Annotated in this window: 9 protein-coding genes; 3 read left to right on the top strand and 6 right to left on the bottom strand. The window is 28.2% G+C overall.

Annotated features, from left to right (window positions below):
• Nucleotides 1-5: 5 nt before the first annotated feature.
• The 3 genes from CP523_RS14305 to CP523_RS14295 form a co-directional block, all read right to left on the bottom strand.
• A complete protein-coding gene (locus CP523_RS14305) occupies nucleotides 6-1,361 on the bottom strand; it encodes a sodium-dependent transporter (RefSeq protein WP_120140985.1) in 1,356 nt (451 codons plus the stop codon).
• A gap of 384 nt (nucleotides 1,362-1,745) precedes the next feature.
• Nucleotides 1,746-5,390: an endo-beta-N-acetylglucosaminidase gene (locus tag CP523_RS14300; RefSeq protein WP_120140984.1), complete on the bottom strand. Its 3,645-nt coding sequence runs from the start codon at nucleotides 5,388-5,390 to the stop codon at nucleotides 1,746-1,748.
• A 244-nt stretch (nucleotides 5,391-5,634) separates the two neighbouring features.
• Entirely contained in the window at nucleotides 5,635-5,907 is a 273-nt protein-coding gene (locus CP523_RS14295) for a metal-sensitive transcriptional regulator (RefSeq protein ID WP_066676762.1), read from the bottom strand.
• Nucleotides 5,908-6,078: 171 nt separating this feature from the next.
• Here CP523_RS14295 and CP523_RS14290 point away from each other — a divergent pair, with 171 nt between their 5' ends.
• On the top strand, nucleotides 6,079-7,245 hold the full coding sequence (locus tag CP523_RS14290; RefSeq protein ID WP_066676760.1) for an iron-containing alcohol dehydrogenase: 1,167 nt from the start codon (nucleotides 6,079-6,081) through the stop codon (nucleotides 7,243-7,245).
• Nucleotides 7,246-7,418: 173 nt separating this feature from the next.
• Here the strand turns inward: CP523_RS14290 and recQ are convergent, their stop codons facing one another.
• Nucleotides 7,419-9,854 (bottom strand): DNA helicase RecQ, encoded by a 2,436-nt coding sequence (gene recQ, locus CP523_RS14285; protein WP_120140983.1) that lies wholly within the window; start codon nucleotides 9,852-9,854, stop codon nucleotides 7,419-7,421.
• Between the two features lie 165 nt (nucleotides 9,855-10,019).
• Between recQ and CP523_RS14280 the strand changes: the two genes are divergently transcribed.
• Together CP523_RS14280 and CP523_RS14275 are read left to right on the top strand one after the other, a co-directional pair.
• The gene (locus CP523_RS14280) at nucleotides 10,020-10,286 is read left to right on the top strand and encodes a DUF1294 domain-containing protein (RefSeq protein ID WP_066678485.1); all 267 of its coding nucleotides are present in this window, start codon (nucleotides 10,020-10,022) and stop codon (nucleotides 10,284-10,286) included.
• Nucleotides 10,287-10,353: 67 nt separating this feature from the next.
• Nucleotides 10,354-11,088, top strand: a complete 735-nt coding sequence (locus CP523_RS14275) for a PHP domain-containing protein (protein WP_066678487.1) — start codon at nucleotides 10,354-10,356, stop codon at nucleotides 11,086-11,088.
• Between the two features lie 53 nt (nucleotides 11,089-11,141).
• Here CP523_RS14275 and aspS read toward each other — a convergent pair whose 3' ends face one another.
• Nucleotides 11,142-12,929, bottom strand: a complete 1,788-nt coding sequence (gene aspS / locus CP523_RS14270; RefSeq protein ID WP_066678489.1) for an aspartate--tRNA ligase — start codon at nucleotides 12,927-12,929, stop codon at nucleotides 11,142-11,144.
• Between the two features lie 16 nt (nucleotides 12,930-12,945).
• Nucleotides 12,946-14,193: a histidine--tRNA ligase gene (hisS, locus tag CP523_RS14265; protein WP_066678495.1), complete on the bottom strand. Its 1,248-nt coding sequence runs from the start codon at nucleotides 14,191-14,193 to the stop codon at nucleotides 12,946-12,948.
• Nucleotides 14,194-14,195 lie beyond the last annotated feature (2 nt).

The raw sequence follows: 14,195 nt of genomic DNA, 5'->3' as shown, positions 1-14,195 counted from the left end.
TTTTTCTATTTAAAAATATTGAATATTCCTAACCCATAAAGAAAGATTATTAATATGGCTAATGGAGCTATATATTTAACTGATATTGAGTATAATCCTTTAAGTTTAAATTCAAATTTTCCATCACTAGATATTTCTTTTTCTGCATTATTAGTACCCCATACCCAAGCTACAAATAAACATATAAGTATTCCACCTATTGGTAAGAATATTTGACCAGTTATAAAATCCAATGTGTCAAATATACTTCTTTCTCCAAGTAATTTTAAATTTTTAAGTGGACCAAATGATAATACACTTGGTATAGCTAGAGCAAATAATCCTGATGTAATAATTAATATTGTCTTTTTTCTTGATAAATTAAATTGCTCTGAAATGAAAGTTACTGCCGTTTCCATTAAAGATACTGTTGAAGTTATTGCTGCAATTGCTATTAATACAAAAAACATAAATTCAAAAAATTGTCCAAATGGCATTGATTTAAACACTGCTGGTAAAGTTATAAATAATAGTCCAGGACCAGCCGTTGGTTCTAATCCATAAGCAAATACCGCTGGGAAAATAACCATTCCTGCCATCAATGCAATAATAGTATCTGCTATAGCTACTTGGTAAGATAAAGAAACTAGATTTTCACTCTTCTTTGTATAGCTACCAAAAGTAAGTATAATCCCCATACCTAAGCTTAATGTATAAAAAGCATGTCCTAAAGCTTCTAATACACCATGAACTGATAAATTAGAGAAATTAGGCTTAAATAAGAATTCTAATCCCGCTGAGGCTCCTGGTAATGTTACTGATCTAATTATTAGTAATACTATAAGCACTAATAATAATGGCATAGCTATTTTACTAAACTTTTCTATTCCTGTTTTTATTCCAAAAAACACTATAACTGATGTAATAGTCAAAACTAACAAAGTCATTATCATAGGTTCTACAGGGTTAGCTGTTAACACACTAAAATAATCTCCAAACCCCTCAGCTGCTACCCCTCTTAAAGCACCAGAAGTTGATCTCCATATATATGAAAATACCCAACCTGCAATAATTGCATAAAATGATAAAATTATAAATGCTGTTGCTGTTGCTAGATAACCCGTCCAATGCCATTTTGTATTAGGTGCAATTTTTTTAAAACTTTCTACCGCATTAACTTGGTTTTTTCTCCCAATTGCAAACTCTGATAGCATAACAGGTATTCCTATCAAAAATATACACCCCAAATATACTAATATAAATGCTGCTCCTCCATTTTGACCTGTTATATAAGGAAATTTCCATATATTCCCCAATCCTATTGCTGATCCTGCTGCTGCTGCAAGTAGCCCCAATCTTGAACTAAAATTCTCTCTGTTCATTTTTATTCCCCCTTTAATCTCAACCTTTTAACACTATATTATAAATGATATTAATTGTTAAGCATTCTGTCAATATTTTTTCTTATTTTTTAAATATTCATTAATAAATTTGCATTAAAAATATCTTTTTGTTAATTAAGTTATTCTTATATGAACTTTAATTATTACTTTCATCTTTCACCCTGTTACATTATAATCTTTATACTTTAGATATTTAAAATGGACAGGTATATCCCTGTCCATTTTATTTTGTAGTATATATTTTAAAATTTAATAAATTAATATCCCATTCATTTCTTGTAGTTTATTAACCAATATATAAATATTAATGTTATTTACTAAGAAATAGAAATAGAGGCATGATAGCCTCTATTTTTATTGTCCTTATTTTTTCTTTCTTGCTATTAATACCCCTAAAGAAGTTAATAATCCTGCAATTCCTAATACTGCTCCACTTGCTGTTCCTCCTGTTTTAGGAAGAATTCCTTTGCTTTTTACTTCTTTATTCTTCTTATTTTCATCTTTTTTTCCTGAATCAATTATATTTTTATCACTTTGTTCTTTTTCATTATCAGGTTTTATAGTTGGAATCTCTTCTTGTGGTGGTTGTGGTTTTTCTTCATTCTCATTATCTAACTTTTCTAAATTAAAATTCTTAACAACAGAATCAAAAGGTTTTTCTATTTCAACTTCTTGTAAATAATCATTTACTTTATAATCATCTAAATTCCCTGTATATATTATTGAATATACTCCTGGATCTAGTTCTACTTTTCCTTTACCTAAATTATCAGTAGTTATATTTTCTACTACTTCTCCATCTTTTATAACTTCAAAAACGCCTTCATTAACAGGAATATTAGAATTTGATTTAACAATTATATCTAAATTCCCCTTAGATGATGATTCTCCAGTATCTTTATATGAAACTTTAAATCTAGGTGTTGCTTTCATTCCTTGTCTTTTAACTTGAAGTATTATATCTCCTCCAGAATTATTTAATATAAGTGGTTGTAATACCGTTGACGTTTTATTATCTAATACTGGAATACTTACTTTAGTTGGAAATTCATCATCTATATTTTTATAGTAGTTTACTATATCTCCTGGCTTTAAATCCCCTATGTCTAGAGTAGCATAATATGAATTTAAAATAGATGATCTTCCATTTATTTCATACTTAGAAATAGTAAAATTATTTGGTATTTTAGTTACATCCCAATTTTCATTATCATAAGAAACACTTAATTTAATACTTTGCTCTTTACCATCTTGCTTAGTTGCGAAATATACTCTTCCTTCCTCCTCTCCAAAATCTAATCCTGTAAATCTAACTTCTCCCCCCTCTGATACTTTCTTAACAAATGGTTCTGTGTCCTTTATATTCTTATATAATAAAACTTCATATCCCCTAGGAACATTTCTAAATAGAACCTCATCATTTGCTCCAATATTATTTGTAGCTTTTACAGTATTCATTGGTATATTATCAGTTGTTGGTGTATAGCTATCTTTAAATAATTGGAATTCATATATTCTTATAGCTGCCCAAGGACTAATTCCCGGATGATCTATATATAATCTAAACACTTGTCCCGTTACAGGTTCTTTTAGATTTCTATCTACTATTCCTTCCTCATTATCTCTTACAACATCTACATCTTTAAATTCCCCATTCTTATCTAAAACTTGTAATCTAAAATCCTTAGTATTTGTATCTTTAGCTTCTCCACCAGCCTCTCCATGCATTGTGACCCATCTTTGTATTGTTTTTTCTTCACCTAAATCTACTTCTAACCAACCACCATACATTCCTGTTGTTGTACACCACTTACTATTATTTTCAACAGTTCCATCTACAGCTTTTATTGCAGGTTCTCCTGCATTTTGTGAACTTGCTTTCACATTTTTATTTAATGCAAGATTAATAGGCTGCTCCTTGTTAGGTACCTCTGTTGAATCTGCTGGAATACTCCATTTAAACTTTAATGTTTGAGCTTCTCCCCTATTGAAATTCTTATCAACTCCAACTACCTCAAAATTAAATTCTGATTCATTTTCATATCTATCAAATGGTGGTATATAATATGAATTATTATAAGTTGCTCCTACAAACTCCTTATTTCCATCTGGTTTTACTCGATAAATTTCGTAAAATTCTGCATTTTGTACATCATCCCAATATATTCTTGCTTCTGCATTTTTAGCATTATGAAGAAGCTGATCATCTAATACTACTTTATTAGGAGCTGGAAGAATAGTTTTTTCACTATTTTCTTTTATTGATATATTTCCTATATTTATTTTAAAATCATTTATATCTTCTTGACTTTCAAACTTTAATGATATTGCTGATATTTTTTGTCCAACATAATCTTTTAATGATATTTTAGATGTAGTCCATTCTCCTTTACTTCCATCTTTAACCTCTAAAAAAGTAAAGCTTGACTCATCATAATCATCACCAAAACATAATCCAATTTTCATATTATTCTTATTTAAAGGTGTCTTATAGGTAATAGATATTTCTGTATTTTCATTATTAATTTCCAAATTAGTACTATATAATTTAATATGATTTGGATTAGCAGCTTCTAGATTACCATTAACCATCAATGAGCTTCCTCCATTATACGCATCACTTCTATCAAATTCTGGAATCAATTTAGATCCATTAGACTCTACAATCCATCTCCATGTTGGTAAATAATCCTGAAGTGCTCTATTATTCCATTCTTTATTTCTTGATAAATTTCCATCTATATAATAAGATATACCATGTCCTAAATTAAAATTAGTTACAAACGGTAATTTATTGATAGCTGATTTATCTGCAACATAATTTGCAAGCCCAACCCATCTTTCACTTGTATCTGTTTTTGAAGGGTCCCCGGTTGGACCTACCCAAAACTTTTGATCATGCTTATAAAAATCTAGTATATCTTTTGACATAGAAAAAGTTGAATTTGGACAGTACATAGCCAAAGATAACTTAAGTTTTCCTTCAGCATCTAATAAATTTTGAACTGGAAAATTATCATTATATGCATTTTGTTGAACTTCCACTCCTGCATAGACATCATATTGACTTCTCCCTACTGACTTTGCAGTTTCTACACTTGTATTAACTTCATTAATACCCCAGTTATAATTTAAAAAGAATTCATCAATTACTCTTTTGCCATTGTTTTGAAAGAAACCAACATTTCTATGATTTAATGCATTTTGATAACTAACAGGTCCATCTGTTGTCATTGAATCATACCATCCAATTCTTATATTAGGATCCTTTTCATGCATGTATGTGAAGAATTCTACCATAAGATCTGCATCTGTTTTACTACATCCATAACTCTCTTGATTGATAAACCAACCATCAAATCCATAAAAACGAGCCATTTCAATCATTTTATCAGCAACCGGAAAACTTCCATCTTCATTTTTAAATAAGAACTCTCTTACTTGTTTGACATATTCACCTCCGGCACTTGATCCCCATGGAAATCCTACCGTTCCAAGTACTGGCACACCATTTTTATGTCCAACATCTATTACATCGGCTGTAGGTGGAACAAATATCCCCTTTGCAGACCCTCCCCAGTAAACATAGGAATCAATGTATTGCCAATAAGAAAATACATATGCATTTTCTGTATATCCACCTTGCGATGGTGCATTATCTGTTTGAGGATTTGTTAAAGCACAATTCATTATTTTAGCATTTGGATTGGCATTTTCATTAACAACTGGTCCTGTAAATCTATCCTTTAGCTTTACAGTTGCTCTATTATACCTTACTGCCTCATCACTTTCTGGAGTCCATTCTAGCAAAGTTTTAATACTATATGCATTTCCTATAGGTTGAAGTGAATCTCTTGCTACATAATTATTTGCTATTTCTTGACCTTCCACTAATTCTGCTCTTACTGGTACTGTGTATCCCGAAATAAATGATGTTCCAATAGCAAATGTAATTACATATGCCATTGTTTGTGAATGTCTTTTTTTTCTAATACTTCTTTTAGCCATAATAACATGCTCCCCTTTACCCCTAGATTTTTTTGCTAACTTTATTTATTAATATCGTTTACACTATATATTGTAAATTTTCCCTCATAATACTTATAGTGAATTTTTTCCATTTATACTGTACTTTTTATAGATTTTATAAAATATTGTATTTTTATTGAAGGATTCTTAATTTACATAAAATAATAACAATCTGCTAAAAATTTATATAAAAATAAAAAAGGTAAGATATTACCTTACCTTTTTATTTAACAAATGTATTAATTGTTTTTATTAACTTTTTCAAATTTTCTTGTTGTGCACTATCCTCTTCTATACCTAAACAATTATTAGCATAATGCTCTATAGTAAGTCCTCCAACTTTATTTATGGCGGATCTAATAGCTGAGATTTGTATAAGTATATCTCCACAGCAAACATTTTTCTCCATCATTCCTTGAATTCCTTTTACTTGACCTTCTATTCTTTTTAATCTATTTATAATATCTTTTCTTAATTTTTCATTTTCTTCAAACATTACTTTCCCTCCAATATAAATACCTATACAAGGTATTTATATTTTACCATTTATTTAGATAATTATTCAACTTTAATATTATGAATATCTTATTTATTTATAATAGTATGTTGAAAACATTTACTGGCTACTGTATTATATTATTAAATATAATATTGGAGGTTATCTTTTATGAAAAATTTTAATTATAAAAATGGTACTAAATTAATATTTGGAAAAGATACAGAACTTAAAATAGGAAAAGAAATAAAAAAATACTCTAATAAAATATTACTCCACTATGGCGGGGGTAGTATAAAAACTACAGGATTATATGAAAAGATTGTAAATTCCTTAAATGAAGAAGGAATCGAATTTATAGAGCTTTCTGGTGTTAAACCTAATCCTAGAGTTTCACTAGTAAGAAAAGGTATTAACATTTGCCGAGACAATAATTTAGATTTTATACTAGCTGTTGGTGGTGGTAGTGTTATTGATTCTGCAAAAGCAATTGCTGCTGGAGTAAATTATTCTAAAGATGTATGGGATTTATTTATGGATACTCCTATAAATCACAAATGTTTAAATCTTGCTACAATACTTACTATACCTGCAGCTGGTAGTGAAACTAGTTCTGGTACTGTAATAACTAACGAAGAAGGATGGTATAAAAAAAGCACAGGACATCCTACATTAAGACCTATATTTTCTATAATGAATCCAGAACTTACTTTTACTTTATCTAAATATCAAACTGCTTGTGGTATAGCTGATATGTTAGCTCATGTTATGGAAAGATATTTTACTAATGAACCTAACGTAGATTTAACTGATAGACTATGTGAAGCTACAATGAAATCTATTATAGATAACGGCTTAAGAGTTATCAATAATTTAAATGATTATAATTCTAGAGCTGAAATAATGCTTTCTGGTATGATAGCACATAATGATTCATTAAGTATGGGCAGAATTGGAGATTGGGCAAGTCATGATATAGAGCATGAATTAAGTGGAATATATGATATACCTCACGGTGCTGGATTAGCCATTATATTCCCAGCTTGGATGAAATACGTATATAAACATGATATAAATAGATTTGCTCAATTTGCAAATAGAGTTTTTAATATAGATATAAATTTAAACAATCCTGAAGAAACTGTTCTTTTAGGAATAAAAAAACTTGAAGATTTCTTTAAAGAATTAGGATTAAAAACTACTCTTAAAGAAATAAATATAAATAATGAACATTTTAGTGAAATGGCTAAAAAGTTAGTTGAACTAAATGGTCATGTTGGAAATTTCGTTGAAATAAAATATGAAGATGCCATTGAAATCTATAAACTAGCACTTTAATTATTAAATCTTTAAATATAATAGAATTATATTTTATAAAATATTATATAGTTTGATAAAATAAAAAACTATATAATATTACTTTATTAAAATAAGGTTACTCATTTGAGGAACCTTATTTTACTTAGTATATGTTTATGATTTATCTAATACATTTTCTAAATTCTAATATTTTAAGATACGTTAAAATACTCTTCTAAAATAACTGATCTAATTGCTTCATATTTTATCGTATCTGGCAATTGTTTTTTTATTAAGCTTACCTTATCATATCCATTTTTATTACAAGATTTAACTATTGCTTCTCTATCTCTCTCATTATAGTACTCTTTAAGATTCAAATTAAAACTAATATCTCCTGTTTCTTTTATATAATCTGTTACATATCCTAATATAGTTGATATAGATATTTCTATATCCTCTGAAATATCCTCTAATGATTTCCCCTCTTTTAAGCTATCTAATGCTATCTCCTCATTACTTCTTATTTCTCCATCAATAATTAGCTTTCTTCTCTTTTTATGAACCCAATTAGTTTTTATATTATTCTCTTCAACATATTTATTAACTTGAAGTATGATTTCTTCTCCATATAACCCTATTTTTTTAGGACCTATTCCACCTATATCTTTTAATTCTTCGATAGTTAAAGGATATCTTCCACTTATTTCTTTAAGGGTATTTTTAGATATTATTTTTTGTATAGGAACTGCTTCTTTTTTAGCAAAATCATTTCTTAGATTTATTAACCTTTTTAATAATTCATTATCTGAAGTTACCTCAAAAGGTAAATCCGATACATCATTTTCTATAATTTCTATTTTATTAATATCTATATTATTTTCTTTTATATATTTTTCTATTTCCTCTCTAAAATAAAGTCCATATTTTTGATACTTTCCTTCTCCTACCCCTGATATCTTAAGCATTTCTTCTTTTGTAGTAGGATATTTAATACTCATTTCTTTTAAGGTTCCATCCCCAAAAATAATGTAAGGTGGTAAGTTTTCTTCTCTTGAAATATTTAATCTTAATTCTTTTAAAATCTCAAATAAATTATTAGTATCTTTAATTCTTCTTTCTATCTTAAATTCTTTTAATTTAACTTCTTTTTCACTTTTTAATACCTTCATAGATAAACTGTTAAGTTTTAATGTTGGATATGTTCCTTGAACTAAATCTAAATACCCTTGAGCAACTAAAGTATTTATAAAAGTTTTAAGATCATCACTAGAATAATCTTTCATTATCCCATAAGTAGATAAACTATCAAAGCCAAATTGAATTACTTTTCTATTTTTTGATCCTCTAAGTACATCTACAACCATTGTACTTCCAAAGCTTCTTTTCATTCTATAAATACAAGAGAGAACCTTCTGTGCATCTATTGTTTTATCTATAACTTCTCCTTTATCTAAACAATTACTACAATTATTGCACTTTTCTTCCTTTCTATCTCCAAAATAATTTAATATATACTTTCTTAAACAACCATTACTATAAACGAAATCAACCATTTGCTGTAGTTTTTCATATTGACTCATTTTTCTTTCTGGATTTTCTACACTCATTTCAATTAAATATTTTTGAATTTGAACATCTCCAGGAGTAAATAATAATATACATTCACTTTTTTCTCCATCTCTACCCGCTCTACCTATTTCTTGATAATAACCTTCTATACTTTTAGGCATATTATAATGAACTACATATCTTATATTAGGTTTATCTATCCCCATTCCAAAGGCATTTGTTGCAACAATTATATTTACTCTATCATGAATAAAATCATCTTGATTTTGTTTTCTAACTTCATCTGATAATCCTGCATGGTATCTACCAATACAATATCCTCTGTTGTTTAATTCATCATAAATACTATCAACTTCTTTTCTTGTAGCTGCATAGATTATTCCTGATTGTTCTTTATTATTTTCTATATAATTTATTAAGTAATTTTTCTTAGTTCCTGATTTTATTATATTTATAGTTAAGTTTTCTCTATCAAATCCTGTTATAAATATTTTAGGATTTTTAAGGTTTAATAATTTTATAATATCTTCTTTTACTTCAGTGGTTGCAGTTGCTGTAAATGCCGATACTATTGGTCTCATAGGTAATTTATTTATAAAATTTGATATTCTTCTATAACTTGATCTAAAATCATGGCCCCATTGTGATACACAATGCGCCTCATCTATTGCTACTTGACTAATATTATTTTGTGTTACTGCTGTTATAAATTCATTTGAATCTAATCTTTCAGGAGCTATATATATTATTTTATATTTATTATTTGATATTCCATCTATTATAGAATTAAACTCTACTGTACTTAATGAACTATTTATATAAACTCCATTAATCCCCATTTCTTTTATTGCATCTACTTGATCTTTCATTAATGATATTAAAGGAGATATAACAATAGTAATTCCATCTAACATTAAGCCTGGGAGTTGATAGCATATAGATTTTCCTCCACCAGTAGGCATTATTGCTAATACATCCTCATTATTTAATATAGTATTAATTATCTCTTCTTGTCCTTTTCTAAAGTTTTTATATCCGTAAAACTTTTCTAATATATCTAGTGATTTACTAATCAAAATCCACAACTCCCTTAATTTTTAATTATATCTATAAACTATTATATCAAAATGATTTACTTAAACGTAGCTTTATAAACATTTATACACTACATTTTAATATACTTTGAAATATCATAAAATTATTTTATAATATGTGTATAATAATATTATAGGAGATATTAAATGTATAATATATTAAAAATTTATTTTATAACAATAAATTTATTTGCTTTTATTATAATGTTTATAGATAAACAAAAGGCTATAAAAAAACAATGGCGAATAAGTGAAAATAACTTAGTTTTAATAGCAATATTAGGTGGTAGCGTAGGTGAATATATTAGTATGCATATTTTTAGACATAAGACTCATCATATTAAATTCACATTTGGAATACCCTTTATAATATTCCTACAACTATTAATTGTATTTCTATATTTATTAAAATAATAATTTACATGCTAATAGTCTATACATTAGATTGATATACTAAAATTTTAAGAAAGGATGTTGTTATATGAATTATTCAGTTGATTTACATACACATACTATAATAAGCGGACATGCTTACAGCACTCTTTTAGAAAATGTTAATTTTTGCACTAAAAAAGGTATTAAAATTCTTGGAACATCTGAGCATGGTCCAGCCATGCCTGGTGCTCCTCACATATGGTATTTTCATAATTTACGTGTTTTACCTAGAACTATAAATGATGTAATTATTTTAAAAGGTTGTGAGGCTAATATTATAGACTCTAATGGTAACCTAGATATAAAAACTACATCATCTGCTCAATTAGATTATTTAATTGCTTCTTTACATGAAGCCTGTTTTCCCCCTAAATCGAAAGAGGAAAATACAAATGCTGTTTTAAAAGTAATGGATAATTATAAAGAAATAGAAATCTTAGGACATCTTGGTAATCCAAATTATGAATTAGATTACAAAAAAATATTAAAGAAGGCTCTAGAAAAAGATATAATGATTGAAATAAATAATAGCTCTTTACTTGGAAAATCTAGAAAAGGAAGCGATATTATATGCAAAGAAATCGCTTTACTTTGTAAAAAATATGGCAATAAGATTATTTTAAGTTCTGATGCACACTTTGGCTCTCTTATAGGTAATTTTGATTTAGCAATAAAAATGTTAAATTCAATAGATATGCCAAATGATCAAATTATGAATAATCCTGATAAGTTAATTAGACATCTAAAAAATAAAGGAAGACTTTTAGATTTAAGTTATTAAATTTAATAGCTAGAGAAAAAGATATAGGAAATTTTCCTATATCTTTTTTATATTTATTCTTCTTCTTTAACTTTTATATCTAAACCTAATTCTTCAAGTTGTTTTTCATCAACTATATTTGGTGCTTCACTTAAGTAGCAATAAGCATTTTGGTTTTTAGGGAATGCTATAACGTCCTTTATGTTTTCTGTTCCAGCTAAGAACATTATCATTCTATCTAATCCAAATGCCAATCCTCCATGTGGTGGTGGGCCAAATTTAAATGCATCTATTAAGAATCCAAATCTTTCTTTAGCTGATTCTTCTGTAAATCCTAATGCTTTAAACATTCTTTCTTGTAATTTTGAATTATGAATTCTTATTGAACCTCCACCTAACTCTTCTCCATTTAATACTAAATCATATGCTTTTGATCTAACCTTACCTGGATCAGTTTCTAACATATCTAAATCCTCATCCATTGGTGATGTAAATGGATGATGTGCTGCATGATATCTTCCTTCTTCTTCATCATATTCAAATAATGGGAATTCCGTAATCCAACAGAAGTTAAATTCATTCTTATCTTTAATTAAATCTAACTTTTTAGCTAATTCTAATCTTAATTGTCCTAAGCTTTGGAATACTACTGAATTTTTATCAGCAACTATTAAGATTATATCTCCAGTTTCTGCAGACATAGTTTCTATTATAGAATTCATTTCTTCTTCTTTTAAGAATTTAGCTATTGGTGATTTTATTCCTTCTTCTTTAAGAGCTATCCAAGCTAACCCTTTAGCCTTAAATGTCTTAACAAATTCACCTAATCTATCTATATCCTTTCTACCCATAGAAGCTCCACCCTTTACACAAAGAGCTCTTACAGAACCTCCATTAGCTAAAGCATCACTAAACACTTTAAAATCAACATTAGTTACTACTTCAGATAAATCTGTAATTTCCATTCCAAATCTTAGATCTGGTTTATCTGAACCGTATTTTTCCATAGCTTCTTTAAATTCCATTCTTCTAATTGGAAGTTTAACATCTACTCCTGCTACTTCTTTAAACACATGAGCTACTAACCCTTCATTTAAAGCCATAACATCGTCTTCTTCAACAAAGCTCATTTCTAAATCTATTTGAGTAAATTCTGGTTGTCTATTTGCTCTTAAATCTTCATCTCTGAAGCATTTTACTATTTGATAGTATTTATCAAAACCTGACACCATTAATAATTGCTTGAATATTTGTGGTGATTGTGGTAACGCATAAAACATTCCTGGATAATTTCTTGATGGTACTAAGTAATCTCTAGCGCCTTCTGGAGTACTCTTAGTAAGCATTGGTGTTTCAACTTCTAAGAACCCAGTATTATCTAGATAATCTCTAACAGCCTTAGTAGTTCTGTTTCTTATCATAAATATTCTTTGCATATCTGGTCTTCTAAGATCTAAATATCTGTATTTAAGTCTTATATTTTCTGCTGCATCTAAATCTTCCTTAATATATATTGGTGGAGTATCTGATTCTGAAAGAATTTTTATACTTTCACACTTAAGTTCTACAAGACCTGTCTCCATATTTTTATTTGGAGCTTCTCTTAAAACAACTTCACCTGTAACTGCAATACAAAATTCTGGTTTTACAGTTTTAGCCTTTTCAAAAGCTTCTGCATTAATTTCTTCACCAAAAACTATTTGCATTATTCCAGCTCTATCTCTAAGGTCTATAAATTGAAGACCTCCTAATTTTCTATTTCTTTGAACCCATCCCATAAGTGTTATTTTTTGTGAAACATTAGATTCTCTAACATCTCCACACATCATGGTTCTTTTTAAGCCACCTAAAGACTCACCCATTATAAATTCCTCCTTGCTATTTTAGCACTTTAGCTATTTCTTCTATATTGTCTAAATCAACTTCAAATTGTTCACCATCGCTCATTCTCTTAAGCTTAATAGTTTTATTTTGAAGCTCATCTTCACCTAAAATTGTAGTAAATAAAGCCCCAATTTTATTTGCATATTTCATTTCAGCTTTAACACTTCTTCCCATATGATTTACTTCTGTTTTAATGTTAAAGTTTCTTAATTTATTAGCAATAGTAAATGCAGCAAGTTTTGCTTCATCACCTCTAGCCCCTATATAAAGATCAAATAGATTTTCATTTGGAATATCTATTCCTTCATTTTCAAGTGTCATAATAAGTCTTTCAACTCCCATGGCAAATCCAACTGAAGGCATTTCTGGACCTCCAAGTTCTTCAATTAGTCTATCATATCTTCCGCCACCACATACTGTAAAATCATCATTTAATATTTCAAAAATTGTTTTTGTATAATAATCTAAACCTCTTACTATACCAGGATCAACAGTGTATGAAACTTCTAATGCGTCTAAGTATTTTTTTACATCTGTAAAGTGAGTATTACATTCTTCACACATATAATCTAATATTATTGGAGCATTCTTTGTGATTTCATTACATTTCTTTTCTTTACAGTCTAAAATTCTCATTGGATTCTTTTCAAATCTTGTTTTACACAAAGGACATAAACTATCATAGTTTTCTTTTAAATACTTCTTTAATGCCTCATTATAATTTGGTCTACACTTTGGGCATCCTAAATTATTTATATTTAAACTTAAGCTATTTAACCCTAAATTCTTTAATACATTCATAGCAAAAGCTATTACTTCTGCATCCATTGAAGGTTCCTTTGAACCAAATACTTCTGTACCTACTTGGTGGAATTGTCTTAGTCTACCCTTTTGTACATTTTCATATCTAAAGCATGGTATTGAATAATAAAGCTTTGTTGGTTGAGCTTCATTAAATAATCTATTTTCTATAAAAGCTCTAACTATAGGTGCAGTTCCTTCTGGCTTTAATGTAATACTTCTATTACCTTTATCATTGAAAGTGTACATTTCCTTTTGAACTATATCTGTAGTATCACCTACACCTCTTAAAAATAACTCTGTATGTTCAAATATAGGAGTTCTGATTTCTCTCATCCCATAAAACTTAGCCGTATTTTTAAATGTTTCCTCAACAAAATGCCATTTATATGCATCCTGAGGCAACATATCTTTAGTACCCTTAGGTGCCTTAATTTCCATTA

Source organism: Clostridium septicum, assembly GCF_003606265.1.
GTDB classification, from domain to species: Bacteria; Bacillota; Clostridia; order Clostridiales; family Clostridiaceae; genus Clostridium; species Clostridium septicum.
Note: the sequence above shows the minus strand (reverse complement) of the source record. Positions and strands in the feature narration are given on the sequence as shown.

Bases quoted from the DNA above. Each gene is read 5' to 3' on its own strand.
- CP523_RS14305 (WP_120140985.1), bottom strand. From the start codon at position 1,361: ATGAACAGAGAGAATTTTAGTTCAAGATTGGGGCTACTTGCAGCAGCA.
- CP523_RS14300 (WP_120140984.1), bottom strand. From the start codon at position 5,390: ATGGCTAAAAGAAGTATTAGAAAAAAAAGACATTCACAAACAATGGCA.
- CP523_RS14295 (WP_066676762.1), bottom strand. From the start codon at position 5,907: ATGTTTGAAGAAAATGAAAAATTAAGAAAAGATATTATAAATAGATTA.
- CP523_RS14290 (WP_066676760.1), top strand. From the start codon at position 6,079: ATGAAAAATTTTAATTATAAAAATGGTACTAAATTAATATTTGGAAAA.
- CP523_RS14280 (WP_066678485.1), top strand. From the start codon at position 10,020: ATGTATAATATATTAAAAATTTATTTTATAACAATAAATTTATTTGCT.
- CP523_RS14275 (WP_066678487.1), top strand. From the start codon at position 10,354: ATGAATTATTCAGTTGATTTACATACACATACTATAATAAGCGGACAT.
- aspS (WP_066678489.1), bottom strand. From the start codon at position 12,929: ATGGGTGAGTCTTTAGGTGGCTTAAAAAGAACCATGATGTGTGGAGAT.
- hisS (WP_066678495.1), bottom strand. From the start codon at position 14,193: ATGGAAATTAAGGCACCTAAGGGTACTAAAGATATGTTGCCTCAGGAT.